Source organism: Paenibacillus campi (genome assembly GCF_034659835.1).
In the GTDB taxonomy this organism is placed as follows: Bacteria; Bacillota; Bacilli; order Paenibacillales; family Paenibacillaceae; genus Saccharibacillus; species Saccharibacillus campi.
Window position 1 is genome coordinate 44,159 of record NZ_JAXSQZ010000014.1, and the last position, 23,929, is coordinate 68,087.

A 23,929-nucleotide genomic window follows, 5' to 3' on the forward strand; every position below is an offset into this window, starting at 1 on the left:
TATTAACACTTCGCTGCATTACAGTTAAAACTACGCGCACATAAAACATACGAATAGCTTGACCATCTTACATATGCTGTCTAACCGACTCCATCGTCTGAACAGATACGTACATCACACGATGAACTGCTCTAGGCTAGATGATAGTAAACTCCACATGTAGTGCGGTCAGCTTACTCGTTCGCGCAAGCGATTATGCAGCTTGTCGTAGCGACAAATACGCAAAAAAACCACCTTCCGCGTCAGGAAAGTGGTTGTTTATCGTCTTATCACGCATAAACATATTCTACACCCAGCAAGCATACATATGCTGTGCCAAATGATGAACGAAGTCATTCTCGTTTACGTATGAATCGTTATCCGTATTGTGCACCGTATAGTTATAAGGTAATAAATGACTATAGCTGTAACGGTAACTTCCAGTTCGAACTACGCCGATCCAAAACAGCATAAATTCAAATCGATCAACCTACGGAACATACGTAAATGGAGGTGTGCTTCTTCCACTTCCCTACGCTGGTATAATCCAGATCAGGTACAAAGGGTTCGACAGCATCCTGTCATCTCAGCCCCGCAAGGCTCCCCCAGTGCAATGAATATAAAATATAACGCTACTTGATTAAGCATCCCCATCTTAGCAAAATGAAACGGATAAAGCAACTGCTTCCACGTCATTCATAAGTTGTGCCTGCAAGCAATAAATCGTAACGCCAAACTATTTATGTTTGTACACTATTCATATACGGATAAGCTACCGCTTGTGGCATCCGATCACTGTAGCGCAGCCGCTGCATGCCGATTCGATCACCGCTGGCACCCCACGGCGGCTTTTTGGTCGGTTCCAGTCGTTCAAGCTCCTCAAGCACCGCAGTCGTCAGCTCAAACGATTGGCGAAAAAATTCACCGGACTGCTGCTCCGGCCAATCCAGCATCAGCCGATATCGCATAAATGACAACAGACGCCGTGAATTCCAGGCATCGTGAAATGGTTGGCAGTCGCGAATCGTATAGAGCGGACGCTTTAAGCCGAATGTGCGGGCAATATGGGTTTGATTGAGTTTACTTTCCGCTCGGTAAGCCCCTAACACCGGAATCCAGGCGCAATTTGCCGCCCATTTTGCATATACAGAGTGGGAAAAGAAATGGTGTAATTGCTCCATATGCTGACTTAGATTCACGACGACCAGATCAGCCAGCTTTAACAATGGCAGCTTGTCTTCCCCTGATCCGGCATCAAGCAGCACAAGATCGTATGCTTGACCTGCTGAAGTTAACAATGCGCGCCAGAAACTGCTCGTAGGGCTGCAAGACTGCTCATCATAACGAGTGCCGGACAGCATATCCAGTCTGCCGCGAATAAGCGGCACCATATAATCGGACACATTATGATCATTCAAAATGCCGGACTGCTGCAAATAATGCAGGCGATCAATGCCCGGCCCGTCCATCCAGACTTCAGCCGCCTGCTCCGCCAAGTCCTCTGCACACGCAGATTCCACACCATGCCCTCTGTGACCATTGTGACAGAGCAATAAGCGCGCTCTGTATTGTAAAGCCGCCGTGATGGCTGTGATTGCTGTATGTGATGAGGTTTTACCATGACCGGCATCAGGACTCCAAAACATAACCGTTGTCATATCCGCTCCCCCTTTGGCATACCGATAAGCTACCGTATCCAAAAATGATCGTCCTTATCAGGCTATTGTGCAATCCTGGCTACACACCGCTTCCTCACTGTTTAACTGACTGTACAAACAAATCGACATCGTATTCATCATCGCACTTTATTGCTACTTTCAACCGTATGTAGTGTTACTGTTCACTACAAGTAGCCTACTCATTAAGCTTATACCATATCGCCTTCAGCTTCAAAGGGATAAAAGGACGAGTCTTTACTGCCTCTATAGCCCTTCAGACGCAAATCATTCCCGATAAATTATTGCACGCTTTGAGTTAGAATGCCCTATTCTATGTCTAACGTCTCAGTCGCAATTAAAGTTTGTGTGCCGGAATCAAAACAATTGCAGACCAAACCGGAATTTACGCTTTTTGTGCACAAGCGGTAAATAGCGCTGCAACAGTATCGCGAGCAATATGTCGGTATCTTCATGTTCATCAAACGGGTCTGGCTGACACGGCAATGCATACACTTGCTCGGTGGCAAGCTCTTTACGCAATCTGCGTACTGCTGCTTCATGAGCAAGCGGCAAGCAATAATGCCACTTTTCATGGGAATATTGCTTTAGCTCGTTCGTCAATTCGATCATGTCCTGATAGCGCCATTCCGCTCCCGAGCCAACAACGATCGGCAAATCGGCACGCAAAAATTCTTCCAGTCGATCATTGTGTTTGTACATACCAAGATCAAGTACGATAAACTGGTAACTTCCGCCTAACAACGATACGACTTCCGCACGCGCAGATTCACGCCAGTAATGCACATTCTCCAGCTCAAACTGCCGCGCTTGCCGCATGCGCTGTTGCTCGTTCAACCCGGATACCGCCACCTGCTGAATACGGGCAAATGCACCTGGTGCCCCATTCATTTCTACCAGTGCGACCGAGTGCTGCCTACGCGCCAAATAATGAGCGACCATAATCGCCGCATGCGTTGTGCCTACACCTGCGGTAGCACCTATCAATGCAATCACTTGTGTCGTTTTGTTCCACTGTACGAGCGGCGTTAACGAAGTATCTTGTACATGCGAACGCTGCACCGATTTAATTTGAAGCGCCTGCCTTGCTTCACTTGCTGACTGGAAGCGATGAGCCGGATCAAGTTGTAATAAACGCTGCAACATCTGCACCGCAGCGGTCGGCATATCGTTGCGCACCAGCTCCTCCATTCCGTGTAACCATTCACTGTACATACCGCCAGTAGCAAGATAAAGTAACAATGCGCCAAGCCCGTACAGATCGGCACGATGATCGGTCTGTCCGCCGCCATACTGCTCTGGTGCGGCAAAGCCAACCGTACCTAGCTTAACCGTATCATGACTTTCCTGCGGCTTAAATGTACGGGCAATACCAAAATCGATCAAACGCACATCGCCTTCTGGCGTAATCATTACATTCGACGGCTTTAGATCACGAAAAATGATCGGCGGCTCATGCTGATGCAAATATTCAAGCACACGAAGCAGCTGATCACCACAACGTAAAATGAACGGTACATCAATCTGTTCAGGCTGTGTGCGAAACTTTTCTTCCAGCGTCTCTCCGCGAATATAATCCATCACCATATAGGTATAATCATCGCTCGTAATAACATCTACAATACGCGGCAAAAAAGGATGGCTCAGCGTAATCAACATCGCTGCCTCCGCTTCCGCCTCCCGATACGTAGATGAAACGGATATCGTTTCCTTAATCGCCCATTCCTTGCCCGGCAGCTTCAAATCATAAGCCAAATAAACCTGACTCATCCCGCCGCGTCCCAGTCTGCGTATAATCCGATATCGATCATCCAAAATCATGCCTTCATGTAAAGTTGTTGGAAACGCCATCGTATTTGCCCCTTTCGATTTCGAGAGTTGTTTTGCAAAATCAACACCTCACCTGACTAAACGGAACAGCAACGTACCAAACTGCTACACCGAGCACGTCCAGCTTGGCGGCACAGCATGCGCAATCATTCTGCCCTATGAGATCGCGCTGCCTATTGCCTGTGTTAGTCGCTTTGATCTGCTTTGATACCATAGCTATATTTCTTTCTATCGCTCCTATCTGAACAAAAAAAGAAAGCATCCCGTCCGCATGCAGAGCTGTAATAGCCCTGTTATGCGGACGGGATGCTTTCCCTGTCCGTTCGTATGAATATACACGAATTATAAAAGATACAGTCAGCAAAGTAAAGACTGTTGTGCATCTTGCATTTACGTACATAAGCACAACGATGCACGTTCATTCTTTGTATCAAACTATACCATTGCTGTGCATCACCTCACTGCCGAGACTCTTACGAAGCGATATGTTTAAACGATCAACTTCAGCATTTCATCGAACAAATAGGACAGCATTCAAATGAAATAAAACGGATAACGAGCGTCGTCTAATGAAAACGAACGACCGTAAACCGTCTATCAAGCAGTCCGAAACTATACACACGCACAGACTGCCCACTTTCCTTTTCACCTCATTGCCCTTTACTTCTTCTGTGCAGCAAAAGCGTCACGATTGCGCTGTACTTGTTTAACATGCGCTTCCAGATGCGTAATACACAACTTGTCGATCAACATGCGCGCTGTAATCTCACCATCTTCATTATGCACACCGATACGCTGCCCATCTTCTTCGGTCACCGTTTCCAGCACCGGTGCAAACGCGCGTCGCATTGCAAGCAGTGCCTGCAAATGATGTTCCAAATCGAGCTGCCCATAATTTAATCTGCGCGCCCATGCATCCTGATCAAACGCGATCAACGGTGGACGTTCCTCCGCTAGTACCGCTTTGAGTCGCTGCTGCAATACGATTTCCGTATCTAACAAATGCACGACAATCTCATGCACACTCCACGCGGTCTCCGATGGTTTAAACTCCACTTCAGCTTCAGGCAGGGCACGAACCAGCTCAATAAAATGTTCCACATCCGGCAAATAACGATAAATAGTATTTTGCATCACGCACATCCTTTTTCAAGATATACAGCAACTACATATTAATATCTTACCATATACAACGTAATTTCATCACGGTTGTGAAACAATTGTTTGGCACGCTGAATTTGCAAACGCGCTTGCTCAAACGATTCCATCACTTCACGGATGACGGCAAGCGGTTTTTTGTGCATAAGCTTGACGGTCACGATGACCGTGCCACCCGGCTGTACCGCATCCAGCAAATCGATCACAAGCCGTGCGGTCAGCTTCGGACTCCAGCTCATATCGCAGACGAGCAGATCAAATTCACCTGCACTAAACTTGACGTCCGCCGCATTACGTCGTACGGTTTTGAGCTGCGGATGGTTTTGCAAGCTTGGATGCATTTTGGCAGGATCAACAGCAGTCACATGCAGACCGCGCTCCAACAAAAACGATGTCCACCCCCCTGGTGCTGCCCCGACGTCCAGCGCCCGCTGAAAAGCGGTAAAGTCGATTCCGAACACCTTTTCCGCTTCCAGCAACTTAAACTTGGCACGCGAAATTTGGCCTTCCTCACGCTGAAAGCGAATCGCCCCGCCATTCCAATCCGACACATTATGCTCAGGTGCGGAGATACCTCCATACAAACGATCAGCAGTCCAAAATACCGATACGATCAGCTCCGGTTGTTGCACCGTAAACTCTGCTTGCAGCTCAGCTAACTGCTCCTCCAATTGATGGCGCAGCTCGGACGCATTGCTATCACCTGTATCCGCATCAGCGGTTTTGCGCACTTGCAGCGCCAGCGGCTTGCCGTACAGCTCCTCACGTTTCAGCAGCAATGCCGCCAATGTATGCAGCGGCTGCTCTCCCTCTGCAAGCTGTTCCAGCACAATATCGTAACGCACTGGCTGCATATGACGCAAAAACATTAGCGGCTGTGTTTGCAAGCGCTGAATCACCTGCTCCGCTTCCGCAGGCAATGTTAGCAATAGCACTTCTCCCGGCACTAACACCGAGCTTTTGACCGAGCCAAATGCCCGTTTTAATTCTTCCTGTGCATAAGCGGCAAAGCCGTGATTGGCTGTACCGATCCAGCGTGATTCCGCCGGTTGAATCGTTTCCTGTTCGTTCATGAAATAATCTTTAGCCTCCAGTCATTTATACCGCTGTATCACGTATATGTCCGATCATACGCTGTACCGATTCGAGCCGATACAACAGACGCGGCTTGCGTTCGCGCCATGCTTCAAATACGATCAGGCAAGGAACACTGGTCAGCTGCAACTCCTGCACAAAACGTGGCGCAAAATTAATATTGAGCGCATACACATTGTGCTCTGGCAGCAATGGCAATGCCGCTTCCAGCATCCGTCTACCCATTTTGCATGTTCCGCACAGCGGTGTGTATGCATACAGTACTGCCGGTTCCCCCGACTGCTCAGCCAGTTGCAATGCTTGCGCCTCATTCAGTTCCTGTATCATGCTCATGCCTCCTATCCAAGCGAGCTGCTTCTTTATTGATCGGCTGCGCGTGCAATTTGCTGCAAACGTTCCTCAGACATCGGCCCATTATGCAAAATAACATGTTCCGGCTTCGCCTGATAGAGCAGCTCATACATCCGCTTCCGACCATATATACTGGACGTATGCAAATAAATTTCCCGCGCATACAGCCCTTCATAGATCATCGCTTTCACTACGTCCGTACCGTCCATTTGCCCCCAGCCAAGCTCATGATCAAGCGATAAAATATCCACTTCACATTCGCGTAACATCATCAGACATTCCTCGCCATCTCTAGCGAGCGCAAAGCCTGTTGGACATGGACGGTAATCATCCAGATACAGATGAATCATAGCGATCTCCTCCTGTTACCGCTTAGCTTTCAAACTGTGAAGCCGGGCAATAATACGCTTTTTTACCAGCCACTTCGGTTTTGACTACTTTATCATTCGCTGAAAGCACCGATGGCTCTCCTTCACGCTCATACACACGACGTAAAGCGTGAAAACCGCCGGTTAACGAATCATTTGCCGTCAAAGGCTGTCCTTCCATATTGCCACCTGCCTGGATCGCTTCTTCCAGCACATTGCACATCGCATCATACAGCTTGCCAAGCGCCTCCTCATCCAGCTCCTGCACTTTGGCAGAAGGCAAAATACCTGCGGTAAAGGCGATTTCATCCGCATAATAACTACCGATACCGGCGATGAGTGACTGATTCGTTAGCGCTGTTTTGAGCGCACTACGACGTCCTTTGAACAGTTTGACGAATTGCTCACGTGTCAACTTGCGATCGGTCGCTTCCAAACCGAGACCGGCAAAATACTCCTGTGCTTCCCGTGCTGAACAATAATGGAAAATGCCCTGACGCCCTGCTGTATAATACAGCGAGCTACCATCTTCAAATTGTAGCTCGACATCGCATTTGCGATCGACATTTTGCTCACGCAGACCATAATAAAGCGAGCTACCTGCAACGATGCCAATCAGCAAACGATGACCACTATGCAGATGCAAATTCAAATATTTGCCCCGGCGCTCGATAAAAGCGATCCGGTTGCCGCTTAACATCAAGTTAACCGGATCAGCCTCCACATTCGCAATCCGAGCACGATGCAGCACCAGCTTTTCAATCGATGTATTCAAAATATAACGGGTTAACTGGCTTTTATAATTTTCAAGTTCTGGCAATTCAGGCATAATGTTGTCCTTCTTTCTCTATTAATAAAAACTAATAAAAACAGTGTGATTGGTTTGATACTGATATAAACTTTGTTCGCTGTCAAACATGGTAGAGTCAGCATACATCATACCAAGTACTCATCTCAATTAAATTCACGGTAAGCTTATGTTATGATCGTTTCATCATAAACACGATAAAGTGCGTTCGAAGCTGATTTTAATTGAGACATCCAACTAAGACCGATCCAAATAATATACAGACTATTCAAAAAATAAGCTGCCTAGACAGCTCAATCTTACACGAACCAATAGTATCGAATAGTATGGAAACAGTGGAAGCTATGCCCTAGCACTACTTTTCTTTTATACCTATCCGCCGTAGTAGTTGGCATCTTATGAACGCCTATGCCACATATATGATATGCAGACCAACATAGATATCGTATCGTTGTCCATTACATACAGAGACTATACCGAATCAAGCCGGGCTGGATCAATTTCGTCCAGTGTACGACATAGGCGATCTGCGCGCACGCCGGTGCGTGCTTCATGCTGTGACAAATTATGCTCTGTCGTGACACCGGTCATCACGAGAATCGTTTGGCAACCTGCTGCGACACCAGCAGCGATATCAGTGAGCATATTGTCACCGATGACGATCGTATCTTCTGCCGGTAGACCGATTTGCTCCAACGCATACTCCATTAGAATCGAGGAAGGTTTGCCGATAATGATCGGTTCCACTGCGGTCGCCGCCGAAATTGCAGCACCGAGTGTGCCCGCTCCAGGCAGCAGTCCATCATGCGACGGCAGCTGCAAATCCGGATTAGTCAGCACAAATATAGCCCCTTCACTGATCAAACGCAGCGCTATCGTCAGCTTGTCATATGTAAAGGAACGATCGATCCCTTGCAGCACATAATCAGGCTTATTTGCACTTACGCTTAATCCGGCATCGGTTACAGCCGATAGCAGTCCAGGTTCACCGATCACATGCACAGTGGCGCCCGGCTTTTGTTTGGCAATATAGGCAGCAGCGGCAAGTGCTGATGTACAAACTTGCTCTGCTGTAGCATCAATGCCCAGTTCGCGCATATGAGCAGCAACGCCTTCCGGCGTACGGGACGAATTGTTAGTCACAAACAAATACGGCGTGCCTGCCTGCTGCAGATGCTTGATCCAATCGGCTGCCCCCGGAATGACACGGTTACCATGATATAATGTGCCGTCCAGATCAATCAGTAATCCTTTTCCATTTGCCATTCCATTAGCCATCCTCTCTATTACTCACAATCTTCATTGTAAAAAAAGTTGCGGCATAAGGCAAACGATTTGCTTACCTTACCGCAACTTCGCACGATATTGATCCTATCCTGCCCTATTATTGCACCGGAAATAATTGATGCTCGATCGCCAGTTCTGTATGTGGAAATACCGTTTTTGCTTCTGCCAGCAATTGTTGAAGCTGCTGCTCATCTTTGTAACGCGAGCTAAAATGCGTCAAAATCAATTGCTGCACACCGGCATCATGTGCAGCCACTGCCGCCTGGTAAGCGGTACTATGGTAATATTGGCGTGCCGTCTCTTTCATATCATGCAGAAAGGTCGCTTCATGCACTAACAAATCGGCTCCTTGTGCAAGTAACTGCACATTCGCACAAGGACGCGTATCACCGAGAATCGTGACAATTTTCCCTTTTTTCGGCTCGCCTACGACTTGATGGGAATGCAGCATCTCACCATTCTGAAGCTGCACACTGCCGCCATTTTTTAATTCGCCATAAATTGGCCCCGGCTGAATACCATATTGCTTCAACAACTCAAAATTAAGCTGCCCTGGACGATCCTTCTCCACAATCCGATAGCCATAACTGTCAATCCGATGTTCCAGCAGCGCCGCCTCGACGCGGAATGTGTCATCTTCAAATACGATGCCACCTTCATGCTCCACCACCACCAACTCGTACTCCACCCGCGATTGACTTAACTCTAGCGCCATCTCTATAAATCGCTTCACTCCAGGCGGCCCATACACCGTCAATGGCAATAATCCACCTTGATTAGAGCGACTGGACAGCAAACCCGGCAAGCCAAACAGATGATCACCATGCAAATGCGTAATAAAAATCTTTTCCAGCTTGCTTAGCTTCAACTGGGAACGCAACACCTGATGCTGTGTGCCTTCGCCACAATCAAACATCCACAGCGCCTTACGCTCCTCATACAAACGCAAACCGATCGACGTCACATTACGCTGCAATGTGGGCACACCGGCATTAGTTCCAAGAAAATACAATTCCATCGTTCAACAACCTTCTCTCTATGCATCACAACACTACGCCCAGCGAGCAAATTATGCTGTTTATTGCTTTGTTTCATTATCGTTAATGCCAATAAAGATACTATTAAATAAAGATAGAAACGCGTATCTGAAACGAAATCGTGCGTATTTGCTCGTTCAGACAGCTTGTTTCTATGCAAGATTATGCAAAATGATAATATCCTTTATCATATCATGTAAATGTATTTGTCAAAAGGGATTCCTTTGTTGTGAGGAGGATTGTAGTGGGGAATGGTCGCTTGGTATAGGGGGAATTGGGAGGAAGTGTTTGTTGCTGGGCTAGTAGGGGGGCGCTTTAGGACGTGCAGGTAAGCTGTTTTTGTTAAGGCAGCAAGTACCGAACACATCGCCAAAATATGGAGAGATTGGAGAGGCACGCCAGCTGTTTTTGCTGCGGCATCCACCACCGAACACATCGCTAAAAATATGGAGAGATTGGAGAGGCATGCCAGCTGTTTTTGCTGCGGCATCCACCACTGCGGTACGGAATAAGGGGACGGACTCCCGTCTCGCACAGGAATCTACGGAATAGGAGTAACTTGTAGATTCCCGCGCTTAAACGAGGTAAGGTATTTTGCTTTGCAAAAACCACTTTTCATTGCACCTCGTGTTTACAGAACGTAAACCTTTCCCCTTATTTCCTTCCCGCAGTGAAGTGCACGTCGCATCATATGTATTTGCTTGCGCGTTCAGCATCATGTACATATATAAAATTTCAATCCACACTCCTGCACGAGGAGTGACCAATTGGGCTTGGAAACCAACAGCGTATTCACTGCTTAATTTCAAGCCACACTCCTGCACGAGGAGTGACGCGGCATGCCTGCCGCAGCCCGCAATGCGTTTGCATTTCAATCCACACTCCTGCACGAGGAGTGACTTAAAACGAGCTAATTGATTATATGTATTTACACAAATTTCAATCCACACTCCTGCACGAGGAGTGACGGGTTTTTACATTACCCCCTAACCCTAGTATTCGATTTCAATCCACACTCCTGCACGAGGAGTGACCGTTTTCACATAATACAAACAATGCATTTATAAATTTCAATCCACACTCCTGCACGAGGAGTGACCGAAGGCGGCAAGCTGGTAGAGCGCTTACGGGAAAATTTCAATCCACACTCCTGCACGAGGAGTGACGCGCCTCCGACTACGTACCTATTGCAGGGGCAGAGGCATTTCAATCCACACTCCTGCACGAGGAGTGACTCAACACGTTCAACACTTTCGTTATCGCGTCGACTTATTTCAATCCACACTCCTGCACGAGGAGTGACGTGCATATATTGTACAATGTGGTGCTGATCCAGTATTTCAATCCACACTCCTGCACGAGGAGTGACAATTTAAGGAGTTAAAAATGATTTGGATTGAATATATTTCAATCCACACTCCTGCACGAGGAGTGACATCTTTGACCATTACTGACTTTAGTCAAACTAATACATTTCAATCCACACTCCTGCACGAGGAGTGACGCCGAAGCGGCGAGGGATAAAAACCAACGTCGGTATATTTCAATCCACACTCCTGCACGAGGAGTGACAAGAAAAGGAGAGTTCAACAACATGACATTATTATTTCAATCCACACTCCTGCACGAGGAGTGACGCGAACGATCCAGCGATATTGCAAGTCGGGCAAGTTATTTCAATCCACACTCCTGCACGAGGAGTGACTGCTCGATGAGATTCGTTTGATTCGAGATGAGTTGCTGATTTCAATCCACACTCCTGCACGAGGAGTGACTTTGTATCCACTTGTAAAGCGCCGGTGTGCTAATGATTTCAATCCACACTCCTGCACGAGGAGTGACTCTAATTACGTCATCGACGTAGACGCGGATGGTAAATTTCAATCCACACTCCTGCACGAGGAGTGACGCGCAAATGGCGGGGGCTCATTTTGCGACCTTTCCTATTTCAATCCACACTCCTGCACGAGGAGTGACTGCCCGCCTTCTCAGCCCTTATCCCACAAGGGAAAAACAGGTGATTTCCGCGAACCTCTCTTTCAGACTACTTTAAAACTGTCCAAAAAACAACAAAAACGCCGAAATCCCTTGCCCAGCAAGGAGCGCGAACCTCCTAGGGATTTCATGTGAGCTTAGGGTTCGCGCTTTTTAGGAATGTTTGCCAATCCATCCTCCTGTTACAGTCAAACGATAAGCCAACTCCGATTCGCATGCTTTAAGCAAAATTATTCGCTTATTCGCTGTTTCTGCACATACTGTAGCACTATGCCCATCTCAACCAAAAGCGCAAATTGGCACCTCTACATTGACAAACTCATCCCACTCTCACTCCTGCTCTGCAAGCAGCATATCCCGAACTTCCATCAATGCAAAACCGAGCCAATTCCTGCCTTTCCAATTGAGCGGACGCTCGGCATCTGGATCATCTTTTGCCAGTCCAATGCCCCAGATTTTATGTTGTGGGCTCGCTTCTACTAATATTCGTTTGCTTGTATAACATAAATATTGTCTCAATTGTTCATTTTGCTGGAATTTCGCTATATTGCCTTGCTTCACGATCTCCTAACTTTGCACTTGCCATCGTTGATCGTCAAAATGGCGCACAGAACGCCCAAACATTTTCATCTGCTTCGGATGCCTGGCTGCCATACTGCCATAATATTCGCCAGCATGTCCATATCGCCAAACAACCGTGCTTTTTCCGCCATCATATATTGTTCGGTACAGGAATAAGTGACACTGTTAATCGTAAATGGACTGTTCCACCACTGACTAAAACAACTTTGATCGATGCTGCCGACCGCTTTTGGCGTATGTCCCCAAAACAATACATATTTAAGCTTTTTGCCAGCGATATAGTCTTGTTGTAATGATTGTAGAGATTATATGGAACTAGATCACATATTCATGTTATAATTCCGCATAAATATGCAAATTAAAGCATTGGTCTGTTTGTGTATCCCCCCTTCAATTTTCCTAAAATAGACAACATGAGTTTTTGGTGAAAGTATCGACAATAGTAGACATATCTTTTATAATACTTCTAAAAACAAGGAAAGAAGGGTAATCCGATGGCTGAAATCAGAATTAGAAATACAAATGAGCGCATTTCCGGTGATGATCATGTGCTGGAGTTTTTGAATAAACATGAGGTTGTGTATGAAAAATGGGATGTGTCCAAACTATCCAGCGAGCTAAGCAACAATTTCACGCTGAATGATGAGCAAAAACAAGCTATACTGGATACATTTGAGCCGGAAATTCAAGATTTGGCGGCACGCCGTGGCTACCGGACGTGGGACGTGATTACCCTGTCGGAAGCAACTCCTGATCTGGAAGCCAAGCTGGCAAAGTTTGAAGAAATTCATACGCATACAGAAGATGAGATTCGTGCGATCGTATCGGGCAACGGTATTTTCATTATTAAAAGTCCAGAGCACGGTTATTTCGATGTTGAGCTTGAACCAGGCGATGTCATTTCCGTACCGGAAAATACACCACACTTTTTCACACTGGTCGAAAACCGCAAAATCGTTGCTGTACGCCTGTTTGTCGAAACCGATGGTTGGGTAGCTCACCCATTCGCAGATTCCTCTTTCCAAAAAGCGTAAGTTTGGCTAGATAGCTACACTTGTACATGAGGCGCTACACATTACACAATGATGTTCATCTTACAACTATATTATTCTATGACAAAAACCTACTGCCTGTTCGGAATGAGAACAGGCAGTAGGTTTTTGTCATAACCCTTTAACTATACATCGTTTAATTCTGCACATAAGTAATGTACCTAGTAGCTTGTCTCAAATTTATCCAGGGATTGCGTTCGTCTGAATCCTGCACGATTCAAGCAGGGTTCAGATGGACGTAACCTTACATCTTCCTGAGACAAGCTACTAGTACGTTAACCGAGATTAATTTAAGTGTTGAATCTGTTTTAAGATCGCATGGATCATGCATTTCAGTACACGATCAAAATTAACATTGAACTTGGTCAACGTACTAGATGGTGTCTTCAAACGATGCTACGTCTTATTTTATTGTCCACAAAGGTTAGAAATAAGAACCTATACAGCTTACTCTGACGCAAATTACCCGTATCGAACGATCTGTAAAGCAGTTTGAAGACACGCCCTAGTTGAATATGACATCTTTTACGTTCGTATACAGCCATCCCTCACACTCAAAACAATAGCCAGCCGAGCACCCCAATCGAATCGTTCCGATCGGGCACTCAGCTGGCTATGTTTACAATCACTGCAAATTTAAGCAATTCCAGCAGCAATACCGTGTAGTTCGCTCAAATGTTTAATTTCATGCGCCGGTTTGATCTCGCTGTCATTAGTTTTGCCATTACGATTCAGCCATACGGAAGTGATGCCTGTTGCTAGTGCGCCTTTAATATCGGTCGTCAGCTTGTCGCCAACCATGAGCGCCTGCGCTGGCTGCACATCCAATAGTTCCAAGGCATGCCGGAAAATGGACGGATCAGGTTTACCGCGACCGAATGCACCGGAGATCACAATGTGATCAAAATAAGGGGCGAGCTCCGGCACACCGTCCAGCTTCTCCTGCTGAAGTGCCGGGCAGCCATTCGTTAGCAACAGCAGTTTCACTTTGCCTTTTAGCTCACCGAGAATTTGCAATGTTTCTTCATAAAAATGCGGACGATTGCGGCGTTCGCGTACAAATTGCTCAGCAAGCTCAGCAGCTAATGGCTCATTATCGATTCCGAGCGCTTGCAAGCCATTATTCCATGCTTGTTTACGATAAACAGGCGCAATTTGTTCTAACTTGCGAAATTCCGGTTGTTCCCCTGCCGTAAACTGTGCCCACAATCCTTCAAATGGATTAATGCCAATCATTTGCGTAAACGGAAATGTCTCATACGATTCATACAACGCGCGTGCTTCACGGCGTACCGACTTTTCCAATTCGGCAGCATCAATGCCTTCCGCGTTAGCCGCAGTTAGGCATGTATAATGAAAAGCTTCTTCAATACTTCTCTCATCCCACAACAACGTATCATCCAGATCAAATAAAACAGCTTTAATACTCAAGTCAAAACCCTCCCGGTTATTGTTTAAGCATATTATGAAAAAGGCATGGTTACGAAGTAGAAACACATGCCTTCAAAAAAGCTATAACGTATATACTATTGTTGTGACTTCATTAGATAGGTATGGCGCTTGCTGCAACTATGAATATGCATCTATATTATTACAGCTTATCTTCCACCGTAATTTGATGCGTAGCCGCAAATTTACGCAGATGCTCAGCCATCGCATCTGTGTCATAGCGATTTAACGTACGTGCGAACAGCCATGCTCCGCCTTTGGTGCTGTGCTCAATGACGACATAACCTTTTTGCAAACGAATCTTTTTCACATTGGCAGCCGTCAAAATGCGATCACGATTAAACTTGGTCGTAATTAGCGAGTCTTTACCTACTTTAAGATACGGACGACGCAAGAACAAAATGACACCGAGGAATACATACAACAGTACGGTGACGACAAACAATACGATACTTGTCGATGCAGCCGGATACATCATCCCCATGACACCGTATACAACACCAAGTAGCACTAGTGTTGCCGGGAATACAATATTGCGTCCTTTGTACACGGTAAATTCGGAGTTTGTTTTGCTAACTCCAAGGCTGTCCTGACCTGCCTTTTTGCGGCGGACATTTAATTGCTTTGTATTACGTTTCACTTGCCTCTCCCAAGAACGGGACATCGCTTTTCCCCCTATAATCCATAATGTAAGTCTGTTATAACAAAACAGGATGTCGAATGCTGATCATTGATCAGTAACGACATCCCTGTATGGTTATTGCGTCGATGATCATGAGATGAGACTGCACATAACCAAAAGCTGTACATACAGCATAGCTATTTATGCATTGCCTTTTTTTTCGTTTTCAGCATCTTCGACCCATTCGATCGTTTCGAGTTGCTGACGGAAATTGCGGCGAATATTTCCGAGATAAACGGTACGAAGTTCATCGCGCTCGACCACTTCTTCAGCGGTAAGCCCAATATCCTTTTTTTTGCGTGCTAATTCATTAATTCTTGCAATGATTACGTCGATGTCCATAACTACCCTCCCAAATCTATCTTTTCTAACTTTGACATGTAAAAAAAAGCTTGTCAAGGCTATTCGCACCTGACAAGCAAACGAGAGAACAATATATAAATCCGGAGGAGACCCGGTTAGATCATAGGGTGAATACATGTTAGTCATATGTTCATTTATGTTCAAATCCCTCAAACAAGATAGATTGAAGTAGTCGTATCGATTACAACTATCTATCAGCAAAATCGATTACAGCTACCGATCAGCAAATATGTTAATTGCATATACAATTCATTGTACCGTATCAGCTGTAAAATAAGATGCTCATTACAGATTGTATCCACCATGTAACACACTCCAAAAATGCCAACTATACGTGCAGTTAACGATGCGGAATGACAAGCACATCTCCACTACGAATATCGCTCGTATTTAAATGGTTCTCATCACGTATTTCGGCAATATAATCCCGAATATCTTCGCCTGGTGCTTTGTACTGGGAAGCAATTGCCCATAAGCTATCGCCTTCATTTACAATCACATGTTGTTTCATCGCTACTGACTCGTCTGCAATGACCAAATGCTGAAAGCTTCCATATAATAACACGCTAGCAAACAAAAGACATACCATTAAACGACCGCTAGAGTTCCAACCGGATTTGCGTTTTGGGGAGCGACGTGTTGATTTTTTGCCAAGCGTTTTGCGTGCAGTCATCTGAATCAAATCCAATGTTTTGCGACTTAATGAACGTCGTGCACGATTGGCAGCAGACTTGGGGTTCGCGGCGGCTGACTTGAGATCGTCCACATATACCCATTCTGTCACAGCGGGTTGTTCGCTTAATCCAGCTTCTGTCTTATGAATCGATTGCATGTCAGATGTAGAATGGATGGGCGCATGTTGCACGGAATGGGCAGCCGGCTGAGCAGATGTGTCTGCTGCAGAAACAGTATGATGATCTTTAGCTGAGTTATCGTCGGTTGAGTTCGATTTGTGGATACTTTTATATGTAGTATATTTAAGCATGTGCTTCACACTCCAAACGTTTGTTCTTGTTTCCTAAAAAAAATATAACACGAACATATGTTTTGATCAATAGCTTTTTTCGAACTTTTGTTCGCTTTTTTAGGAAATGTTTTCAGATTGTAAGTTAGACAGGCACAAACCGCGTCATACCGCCGTTATAGCAACCGGACGTAGACGAATCGCTTTGTTTATGATATTCTAACTTACTTTTAGAACTTATGTTTGTACGAACGGAAGTTCTGTGTTATACTTTTCCCAAACGTTACTAGTATTGGGGTTGATACAGTATGTCCAAAATATCTAACCGCCAGCAGGCGATTCTGGAATTTATCCGGAATGAAGTGAAATTGAAAGGCTATCCGCCATCAGTTCGTGAGATTGGCGAAGCAGTAGGCCTTGCTTCCAGCTCGACGGTTCACGGACACCTGGACCGCCTTGAGAAAAAAGGATTGATTCGCCGTGACCCGACGAAGCCGCGCGCGATTGAGCTGCTCGGTCAGGAGGAATCGGAAAGCAATCTGCTGTTTGCACAGACCGTATCCCGCGTACCGATCATCGGTAAAGTTACTGCCGGTGTACCGATTACTGCGACTGAGCATATCGAAGATTATTTTCCATTGCCACAGCAGTTTACCGGTGATAATCAAGTGTTTATGCTCTCCGTTGTCGGTGACAGTATGGTTGAAGCAGGCATTCATAATGGCGACTTCGTGATCGTTCGTCAACAACAGACCGCCAACAATGGCGATATCGTTGTCGCGATGACCGAAGACGATGAAGCTACAGTGAAAACGTTCTACAAGGAAAAAGACCATATTCGCCTGCAACCAGAAAATCCACGTTATGAGCCATTACGTCTCACTCGTGTGACAATTCTCGGCAAAGTTGTCGGTCTGTTCCGTAATCTGCACTAATATTTTGCTTATGATTAGTAAAATAAGACAGCAATAAAAAAGACTCTCGCATGATGTGAGAGTCTTTTTTGTGTTTTGTGCTTGATTTTAAAATATTCCGCTCTACGAATAGTACAATTCACTCTATTCATTCACAGTTTGCTCCACTAACTCATTAGCTAGCGATCAAAACAGCTTCGCTTCCAACAACTTTGCCATCAATTCCTTAAAATCTCTACTATCCGCTTTTTCGGCAAGTCGCTCCTCCATTAAATTGAACTTTTCCGCCAAAAAATAAGCGTTTAAATACAGTACCAGATGATCTTTGGCGATGGCTTCACTGTTGTCCTTATCTGAGGAATAACTTGAAATCACACTATGCGCAAAAGCTTCGGGATTAATTTTCACTTTATTTTTCATCCTTCATTCTCCTTTGCTTCGGATTCACACTTTATGCAGCCAAACCTGCATTTCTCCGGGTGTACGGTTAGCCCAGCTATAATATGGAATTAACTTTAATGTGTGCGGAGCATAGGTTGCGGTAGCTGCCGGTTGATACAGTACATGCTCCCACTCCGCCCCTATATGCTGTCGCTCGGCTTCCAATTCAATCGTGCCTACACCACCGAGTAATTCCGGCTCGAACCGATACGTTGCCTGCCGATCTGGATGAATTCGAATGAGATGCAAATAAGTACCATTGTCCTCCTCCTCCGCACAATAAATGAGCGGGCCACGCCCAATCGCCAGCTTGCCCACATCACTGCGTACGAGTGGATGCGCACTATACTGGCGAATGTCCATCGGCAATGTCAGCGTAATTTGATCACCATTTTGCCAATGACGCTCTACTAAAGCAAAACCGTCTTGCAGCTTGAGCACCACCTTTTCTCCATTTACGGTTAGTACAGGTTGCCCAGACCAATAAGGAATGCGCAGCGCCAGCGTAAACGTTAATGGCTGGTCGGTAATGACTTGCACGGTCGCTTCCCCTTCCCACGGCAGCTCACTTGTCTGCTGAAGCTGGAATGATTGACCATCAATATGAAATTCAGCGGTGCCGGTAACATACAGATTCGTATAAATCGTACGTTGCTGTGGATGAACGGTATACACATATTTATGCAACGAAGTGAGCAGACGCGCCAGATTGGGCGGACAGCAAGCACAGCCAAACCACGCTGGTCGTGTCACTTTAACATGGCTTTTGCCTGGGTCGTTAAGACTGTTTTCTGGACGCACTTCTAACGGGTTGACGTAAAAGAAATGTTTGCCGTCTAGCGCCATCCCGCCAATCGCAGTATTGTAAAGCGCTCGTTCCAATACATCCGCATATTGCGCTTTGGCTTCATTTTTTAACATATTAAAGGCAAAGAAAATTAAACCGATCGAAGCGCAAGTTTCACAATACATCGTATCATTAGGCAGATCATAATCGCTTGTAAATGCTTCACCATCTACGGTAGAGCCGATTCCACCTGTAATGTACATCCGTTTGCTGACGATATTGTTCCATAGACGGCGACATGCTGCTAGCATCGCTTCATCGTTAGCGAGATACGCCGCATCCGCCATCGCCGCACATAAATATACAAGCCGTACGGCATGTCCTTCTGCTGTATTTTGTTCCAGTACGGGCAGATGAGCTTGATAATACTTAAGCTCACGATGACTCATCCCCTCGATGACCGGTTTCGTGCCTTTATCTTCAGCACGCTGTCTAGCGAAAAAAGTGCGATCCGTACCACGTTCATATAAAAAATACAAACTCAAATCCAAATAACGCTGCTCCCCTGTCAAATTGTAAAGCCGGGTCAATGCAAGCTCGATCTCCTCATGCCCATCATAGCCATGAATTTTGCCTGCTTCTGTACCAAAGTTAGCATCGATACAATCCGCCAGCCGACAAGCGATCGTCAGTGCTTTTTCATTGTATGTCGATTCATAATAAGCGACAGCTGCTTCAATAAAATGACCGGCACAGTACAATTCATGACTTTCCGCCAACTTTTTAAACCGGCGTTCCGGTTCTTCAATCGAAAAATACGTGTTCAAATAACCGTCCTGCTCCTGCGCTAGCGCAATCAAATCGATCACACCATCCGCCAATTGCTGCAAATGAGCATCCGGGTGAAAAGATAACGAATACGCGACCGCTTCCAGCCACTTATACACATCACTGTCTTGAAATACCCAGCCATAATGATGACCTTGTTTAAGTCCTGCTGCGATTTTAAAATTTTCGATCGCATGACTTTTTTCTGACGGAATGCTTTCATCATTGCGCTCTTTTTCAATGACAATATCGGCGCGATCATTTAGCACTTCCCATTGATACGGAATCATCTCAGTGCGTACCAATTCACGATAATTGGACCAGAATGGATCGGTAATATGAAACGATTTGAACTGTAGCGACATAGTCGTGATTCCCCCTGTTTTTCATTTAATGTATAACCTATATGCCAAACGGATTTAAGACTGTGTACTCACTTCACGCTGATGCAGTTGTTTGCGAATATTACTTTCATTTTTCTCAAATCGACGGTAAAACAACATCGGGATAATTCCGAGTAAAAACACAATCGCTGGCAGCCATACAAATACGAAGCGAATACCGGCAATCGATTGAGCGCTTTGGACAACATTAGGCACATAACCGAACGATTCCATAAATCGAGTCGGGATAAAACCACCTAGCCCTGAACCTGCTTTAATACAAAATGCGCTGCCGATTGCTGTCAACATCCCACTTGCTCGCAAACCGGATTTCCATTCGCCATAATCGACCGCATCGGACAACATCGCAAACGGCATCGAACAAGCAATCCCCGAACCGATACAACCAATGCACCAACCAACGATCAGTAGTGGCAGATGCATGCCTGCGCTGAACAAAATAACTTGTCCAATCGCTGCCAGTACAAAACCGAGAATCATCGTCATCTGTTTGCTTGTATATTTGACAATCCACGGAATCGACATCATACCGAGTACTTGAATAACCGAAATACCATTAATAAGCGGCACCAAATCCATTTTGTTCAGATCATATTCAAAATAATAAACGAGTGTTGACGTACGGATCGTTAAGGCAACCCAGAACAGCAAATTGGCAATAACGAGTAAAATCCACGGCCAATTGCCGGATAATGCCTTCATACTGTCACGTACCGGAATCGTTTTGATTTTTTCGATATTGATTTCCTTCAAGTTCGCAAATGCGATCAGAAACATAATGACCGAAATGATCCCAAACAGACACAATGTCCAGAAAAAGCCTTTCTGCTCATTACCGCCGCCAAACAAAGCGACCAGTGGCAATGTAAAGGTGACGGCGACAAAGTTACCGATATTACCGCCTACCATACGGAATGAATTGAGTACGACCCGCTCATTCGTATTGCGGCTTAAGTTTGGCAAAATGGCGGTAATCGGTGTCGAAATCCCTGTATAAGCGATTCCAGCCAATATATACGTCAAACTGGCATACACGATTTTCCACGTTCCATCCAAATTCGGCGTCGTAAATGTCAGCACCATAAACGTCGCAAACGGTACGCATAACCAAAGAAAATAAGGTCGACTTTGCCCATATTTGGATTTCGTATGATCCACGATGATGCCCCACATCGGCGCATCCACCGCATCAAGCAACCGTGTTAACAATAGTAATGTGCCCGCTACACCTACAGATAGTCCGAACACATCCGTGTAAAAATAGAGCAAATAGGCACCAATAATACTGTACAGCAGGTTGCCGCTCGTATCGGTGAGCGCATAACTGATGCGGCGATGAAACGGAACTTTCTCGGTTTGCAAAGACGGATGTTGCTCATGTGAGGAATTAGATGATTGTTCCATAGGTGTACCCTCCTGTTTACGAATAACGTTAAGCTAAAAGCGGATGTACCGGATTGGCACTGCCGTTGTCTTTATCGTAAGCGCTTTCGAACGGTTGATAAACTTAAGTTTTCGTAGGATAGGTGTACATTTCCGATATTTATTATAATTTAAAATGACGTGAAACCGTGCCAATTCGTGGTATAATAACGACAATAACAACGTATCCGCTTCTTTTTTGCCATTATAAGTAAACAAAACCGACTTTTTGTAACCAAAAATGATATCGTAGCAGGGAGTGACTGTGATTTACTATGGAATCCGTATCGAAGATCAACATTGAGCGTCCGCTCGCTTATTACAAATGTGGTCAATTTGTAGGCGAGGACGGATGGAAACATAAACGAATGAAATTGGAACAAGACTATGAGCTTATTATCGGCTTAAAAGAAACGGTCTATTTACAAGTAGGGGATGATCGTTACGAAATCAAGCATGGAGATATTGTATTGATCGGACCTGGGGTGGAGTATATCGGTTATGCTCCTTCAGTTAACGGGGTAAGCTTTTTCTGGCTTCACTTTATTCCGCGTCAAGATGTGTTGCTCGAGTCGACCGATACGTTTACGAATTTGCTGCTAACTTATACAGAGCGAGAGTTCGCCAATACGCTCGGTGCTTATGTTTGTTTGCCGAACTTTTTCTCGTTAACGTATTTAGATAAGCCGGTTATGCTGATGAAGCAAATTTTAGACATTTCTCATACGTCCTATTACAGCCCGTATGCTGTCGATTATTTGGTAACCGAGTTAATGATTGAATTGACGGATAAATATATACAGCAGATTTTGCAGCAACAATTGCTAAATAAAGAGCATAACCAGAAGTTTATGCAAATTCTCGAATGGATTAGGGTGAACATTTACCACGATCTGACTGTGCAAAAGGTCGCAGACACTTTTAGTTTTAATGCTGATCATTTGACCCGTTTATTCAAAAAAAACCTCGGGATGAGCACGATTCGTTATATTAACACGCTTAAATTGAGCTTAGTAAAGGAACGGTTATGTACGACTAATCAATCGATCAAAGAGATCGCGTATGATCTGCATTTTCGCGATGAAAAATATTTGATGAAACTGTTTAAAAGTTATATCGGCATGACACCAACGCAGTTTCGCGATACGTATACGAACACCTATCTGAACAATGAGAGCGTTGACCCGGACATTCCGTTGCCTCCGCACTTGCGTAAACCATAATGGTCGTTATCCGAAGATAGAAATCAAGACGTACGAATATGGACATCATCACTATAGCTCATTATTACCACAGGCAGTTGGATGATCGACGACGGTGCATCTGCTGTTGTCTTCCTTGCGCATTATCACTATAGTTCAATCACCACAGCTCGTTGTTTGCTCATTACTTTCGCCAATGATGTATCACATACAACCGATTTCCGAATACACTTTAACGCAAACATCGTTGAATGATTCGTTATAGAACAGCATACCAATAGCCCGAAGCTTCCAGTCTGTGCAGCAGACGGTTCACTTCGGGCTGTTGGGTTATTTAATTGCCATTATAATGTTATCGGTTTTGTTTGATCGCGATTGATTTTAAATTTACTGCAAGCTCTGAAAGTCAGCAATGTAAGCACACCATTCAAGTTCACATAGTCGAGTTGCCCGATTATTCATAAACCTCAATATAATCCAGCTCCGCATAACCGTTGCCTTTACCTAATACGATTGTATTTTCCCCTTGCTTCAAATTAACCGATACCGTGACAATTTGACGGGTACCAAAGTTAGGTACGGCTGCTGTCCAGCCACCTGTTTTTGGATAGGAGACCGCATCTTGAGACTGACCGTTAATTGTCAATGTGTGTGTAGACGTACTGTCTGTACCATTGGCATAGCCAATGTCCATTTTGTACGTACCTGCCGCTGGTGCATTCACCGTGAATGTGACAGAACTATCACTGTTGTCGATATTGCCGACAAACTGACCATTGGAAGCATACGACCCATTAACAACGCGCGCACCATTGATTTGCGAATCTTCCGCTTCCACTCTTTGATCAAAGCTGCCAAGCTGTTGCAATTGGATGTAATCAAGTTCAGCATAACCCGAACCTGCTTTGGTCAAGCGAATCGTATTGCTACCTTGTTTCAAAGCGACTTGTTGTTGCACCGATGAACCGTCTGCGGAGTCCAGCCAGCCGCCTGTCGCTGGATAGCTCAGCGTTGTTGCCGCTGCTCCATTTACACTTAGCGCTTGCTGCGATGTGCTTGAACCTCCATTCGCATAGCCTACGGTCAAATTATAATTGCCATCTGCTGGCGCATTAACTGTAAATTCAACATAGCTGTCTGGATCATCGATCCGACCGACATAACCGTTGCTTGAGGCATGTGTACTGCTTAACACATTCGCATGATTCACATTCGCTTTTTCCGCTTCATAACGTGTAATATCGCTTTGTGCTCC

At 45.4% G+C, this 23,929-nt stretch carries 23 protein-coding genes, 1 CRISPR repeat array and 1 riboswitch; of the genes, 4 read left to right on the forward strand and 19 right to left on the reverse strand.

Annotated features, from left to right (window positions below):
- Positions 1–491 precede the first annotated feature (491 nt).
- A riboswitch (TPP riboswitch) is annotated at positions 492–596 on the reverse strand.
- Positions 597–719: 123 nt separating this feature from the next.
- The 9 genes from U1I11_RS20855 to rnz form a co-directional block, all read right to left on the reverse strand.
- Positions 720–1,679 (reverse strand): hypothetical protein, encoded by a 960-nt coding sequence (locus tag U1I11_RS20855; RefSeq protein WP_322904402.1) that lies wholly within the window; start codon positions 1,677–1,679, stop codon positions 720–722.
- Positions 1,680–2,012: 333 nt separating this feature from the next.
- Positions 2,013–3,506 carry a serine/threonine protein kinase gene (locus U1I11_RS20860; RefSeq protein WP_322904401.1) on the reverse strand — a complete coding sequence of 498 codons (1,494 nt, stop codon included), beginning with the start codon at positions 3,504–3,506 and terminating at the stop codon, positions 2,013–2,015.
- Positions 3,507–4,145: 639 nt separating this feature from the next.
- A complete protein-coding gene (locus U1I11_RS20865) occupies positions 4,146–4,619 on the reverse strand; it encodes a DinB family protein (protein ID WP_322904399.1) in 474 nt (157 codons plus the stop codon).
- 38 nt (positions 4,620–4,657) lie between these two features.
- Positions 4,658–5,716 (reverse strand): SAM-dependent methyltransferase, encoded by a 1,059-nt coding sequence (locus U1I11_RS20870; protein WP_322904397.1) that lies wholly within the window; start codon positions 5,714–5,716, stop codon positions 4,658–4,660.
- Between the two features lie 25 nt (positions 5,717–5,741).
- Positions 5,742–6,065 carry a thioredoxin family protein gene (locus U1I11_RS20875; protein WP_322904395.1) on the reverse strand — a complete coding sequence of 108 codons (324 nt, stop codon included), beginning with the start codon at positions 6,063–6,065 and terminating at the stop codon, positions 5,742–5,744.
- Positions 6,066–6,097: 32 nt separating this feature from the next.
- Positions 6,098–6,439, reverse strand: a complete 342-nt coding sequence (locus U1I11_RS20880; RefSeq protein ID WP_322904393.1) for a cyclic-phosphate processing receiver domain-containing protein — start codon at positions 6,437–6,439, stop codon at positions 6,098–6,100.
- Between the two features lie 22 nt (positions 6,440–6,461).
- Positions 6,462–7,286, reverse strand: coding sequence for an Fpg/Nei family DNA glycosylase (locus U1I11_RS20885; protein WP_322904392.1), 825 nt, complete (start codon positions 7,284–7,286; stop codon positions 6,462–6,464).
- A 450-nt stretch (positions 7,287–7,736) separates the two neighbouring features.
- Positions 7,737–8,531: a TIGR01457 family HAD-type hydrolase gene (locus U1I11_RS20890; RefSeq protein WP_322904390.1), complete on the reverse strand. Its 795-nt coding sequence runs from the start codon at positions 8,529–8,531 to the stop codon at positions 7,737–7,739.
- A gap of 118 nt (positions 8,532–8,649) precedes the next feature.
- Positions 8,650–9,570, reverse strand: a complete 921-nt coding sequence (gene rnz / locus U1I11_RS20895) for a ribonuclease Z (RefSeq protein WP_322904388.1) — start codon at positions 9,568–9,570, stop codon at positions 8,650–8,652.
- 358 nt (positions 9,571–9,928) lie between these two features.
- Here rnz and U1I11_RS20900 point away from each other — a divergent pair, with 358 nt between their 5' ends.
- Positions 9,929–10,141 (forward strand): hypothetical protein, encoded by a 213-nt coding sequence (locus U1I11_RS20900; protein WP_322904386.1) that lies wholly within the window; start codon positions 9,929–9,931, stop codon positions 10,139–10,141.
- Between the two features lie 180 nt (positions 10,142–10,321).
- A CRISPR array of direct repeats spans positions 10,322–11,566; the repeat unit is 32 nt; unit sequence ATTTCAATCCACACTCCTGCACGAGGAGTGAC.
- A gap of 348 nt (positions 11,567–11,914) precedes the next feature.
- On the opposite strand, the gene U1I11_RS21705 is transcribed toward U1I11_RS20900, so the two are convergent.
- Positions 11,915–12,145 carry an NADAR domain-containing protein gene (locus U1I11_RS21705; RefSeq protein WP_416235586.1) on the reverse strand — a complete coding sequence of 77 codons (231 nt, stop codon included), beginning with the start codon at positions 12,143–12,145 and terminating at the stop codon, positions 11,915–11,917.
- A gap of 65 nt (positions 12,146–12,210) precedes the next feature.
- Positions 12,211–12,417, reverse strand: coding sequence for an NADAR family protein (locus U1I11_RS21710; RefSeq protein WP_416235585.1), 207 nt, complete (start codon positions 12,415–12,417; stop codon positions 12,211–12,213).
- 243 nt (positions 12,418–12,660) lie between these two features.
- On the opposite strand from U1I11_RS21710, the gene U1I11_RS20910 reads away from it, so the two are divergent.
- Positions 12,661–13,200 (forward strand): cupin domain-containing protein, encoded by a 540-nt coding sequence (locus U1I11_RS20910; RefSeq protein ID WP_322904384.1) that lies wholly within the window; start codon positions 12,661–12,663, stop codon positions 13,198–13,200.
- A 654-nt stretch (positions 13,201–13,854) separates the two neighbouring features.
- On the opposite strand, the gene U1I11_RS20915 is transcribed toward U1I11_RS20910, so the two are convergent.
- The 4 genes from U1I11_RS20915 to U1I11_RS20930 form a co-directional block, all read right to left on the reverse strand.
- Positions 13,855–14,649 carry an HAD family hydrolase gene (locus U1I11_RS20915; RefSeq protein WP_322904382.1) on the reverse strand — a complete coding sequence of 265 codons (795 nt, stop codon included), beginning with the start codon at positions 14,647–14,649 and terminating at the stop codon, positions 13,855–13,857.
- Between the two features lie 160 nt (positions 14,650–14,809).
- The gene (locus tag U1I11_RS20920) at positions 14,810–15,331 is read right to left on the reverse strand and encodes a methyltransferase (RefSeq protein WP_322904381.1); all 522 of its coding nucleotides are present in this window, start codon (positions 15,329–15,331) and stop codon (positions 14,810–14,812) included.
- A gap of 159 nt (positions 15,332–15,490) precedes the next feature.
- On the reverse strand, positions 15,491–15,691 hold the full coding sequence (locus U1I11_RS20925) for a DUF896 domain-containing protein (protein WP_322904379.1): 201 nt from the start codon (positions 15,689–15,691) through the stop codon (positions 15,491–15,493).
- A gap of 361 nt (positions 15,692–16,052) precedes the next feature.
- On the reverse strand, positions 16,053–16,697 hold the full coding sequence (locus U1I11_RS20930; RefSeq protein WP_322904377.1) for a LysM peptidoglycan-binding domain-containing protein: 645 nt from the start codon (positions 16,695–16,697) through the stop codon (positions 16,053–16,055).
- A 287-nt stretch (positions 16,698–16,984) separates the two neighbouring features.
- Between U1I11_RS20930 and lexA the strand changes: the two genes are divergently transcribed.
- Positions 16,985–17,611 carry a transcriptional repressor LexA gene (gene lexA / locus U1I11_RS20935; protein ID WP_322904375.1) on the forward strand — a complete coding sequence of 209 codons (627 nt, stop codon included), beginning with the start codon at positions 16,985–16,987 and terminating at the stop codon, positions 17,609–17,611.
- A 165-nt stretch (positions 17,612–17,776) separates the two neighbouring features.
- Here the strand turns inward: lexA and U1I11_RS20940 are convergent, their stop codons facing one another.
- The 3 genes from U1I11_RS20940 to U1I11_RS20950 are packed head-to-tail and all read right to left on the reverse strand — an operon-like array spanning position 17,777 to position 21,454.
- Positions 17,777–18,010 carry a hypothetical protein gene (locus U1I11_RS20940; protein ID WP_322904373.1) on the reverse strand — a complete coding sequence of 78 codons (234 nt, stop codon included), beginning with the start codon at positions 18,008–18,010 and terminating at the stop codon, positions 17,777–17,779.
- A gap of 24 nt (positions 18,011–18,034) precedes the next feature.
- A complete protein-coding gene (locus U1I11_RS20945) occupies positions 18,035–20,011 on the reverse strand; it encodes a glycoside hydrolase family 127 protein (protein WP_322904371.1) in 1,977 nt (658 codons plus the stop codon).
- Positions 20,012–20,065: 54 nt separating this feature from the next.
- The gene (locus tag U1I11_RS20950; protein ID WP_322904369.1) at positions 20,066–21,454 is read right to left on the reverse strand and encodes an MFS transporter; all 1,389 of its coding nucleotides are present in this window, start codon (positions 21,452–21,454) and stop codon (positions 20,066–20,068) included.
- Between the two features lie 293 nt (positions 21,455–21,747).
- Here U1I11_RS20950 and U1I11_RS20955 point away from each other — a divergent pair, with 293 nt between their 5' ends.
- Positions 21,748–22,695 (forward strand): AraC family transcriptional regulator, encoded by a 948-nt coding sequence (locus tag U1I11_RS20955; RefSeq protein ID WP_322904367.1) that lies wholly within the window; start codon positions 21,748–21,750, stop codon positions 22,693–22,695.
- A gap of 433 nt (positions 22,696–23,128) precedes the next feature.
- Here the strand turns inward: U1I11_RS20955 and U1I11_RS20960 are convergent.
- Positions 23,129–23,929, reverse strand: an 801-nt coding sequence (locus tag U1I11_RS20960) for a CBM35 domain-containing protein (protein ID WP_322908032.1), incomplete at its 5' end; no start/stop codon positions are given.

Coding starts and splice junctions, on each gene's coding strand:
- U1I11_RS20860 (WP_322904401.1), bottom strand. CDS start 3,506: ATGGCGTTTCCAACAACTTTACATGAAGGCATGATTTTGGATGATCGA.
- U1I11_RS20865 (WP_322904399.1), bottom strand. CDS start 4,619: ATGCAAAATACTATTTATCGTTATTTGCCGGATGTGGAACATTTTATT.
- U1I11_RS20870 (WP_322904397.1), bottom strand. CDS start 5,716: ATGAACGAACAGGAAACGATTCAACCGGCGGAATCACGCTGGATCGGT.
- U1I11_RS20875 (WP_322904395.1), bottom strand. CDS start 6,065: ATGATACAGGAACTGAATGAGGCGCAAGCATTGCAACTGGCTGAGCAG.
- U1I11_RS20880 (WP_322904393.1), bottom strand. CDS start 6,439: ATGATTCATCTGTATCTGGATGATTACCGTCCATGTCCAACAGGCTTT.
- U1I11_RS20885 (WP_322904392.1), bottom strand. CDS start 7,286: ATGCCTGAATTGCCAGAACTTGAAAATTATAAAAGCCAGTTAACCCGT.
- U1I11_RS20890 (WP_322904390.1), bottom strand. CDS start 8,531: ATGGCAAATGGAAAAGGATTACTGATTGATCTGGACGGCACATTATAT.
- rnz (WP_322904388.1), bottom strand. CDS start 9,570: ATGGAATTGTATTTTCTTGGAACTAATGCCGGTGTGCCCACATTGCAG.
- U1I11_RS20910 (WP_322904384.1), top strand. CDS start 12,661: ATGGCTGAAATCAGAATTAGAAATACAAATGAGCGCATTTCCGGTGAT.
- U1I11_RS20920 (WP_322904381.1), bottom strand. CDS start 15,331: ATGTCCCGTTCTTGGGAGAGGCAAGTGAAACGTAATACAAAGCAATTA.
- U1I11_RS20925 (WP_322904379.1), bottom strand. CDS start 15,691: ATGGACATCGACGTAATCATTGCAAGAATTAATGAATTAGCACGCAAA.
- U1I11_RS20930 (WP_322904377.1), bottom strand. CDS start 16,697: ATGCTTAAATATACTACATATAAAAGTATCCACAAATCGAACTCAACC.
- lexA (WP_322904375.1), top strand. CDS start 16,985: ATGTCCAAAATATCTAACCGCCAGCAGGCGATTCTGGAATTTATCCGG.
- U1I11_RS20940 (WP_322904373.1), bottom strand. CDS start 18,010: ATGAAAAATAAAGTGAAAATTAATCCCGAAGCTTTTGCGCATAGTGTG.
- U1I11_RS20945 (WP_322904371.1), bottom strand. CDS start 20,011: ATGTCGCTACAGTTCAAATCGTTTCATATTACCGATCCATTCTGGTCC.
- U1I11_RS20950 (WP_322904369.1), bottom strand. CDS start 21,454: ATGGAACAATCATCTAATTCCTCACATGAGCAACATCCGTCTTTGCAA.
- U1I11_RS20955 (WP_322904367.1), top strand. CDS start 21,748: ATGGAATCCGTATCGAAGATCAACATTGAGCGTCCGCTCGCTTATTAC.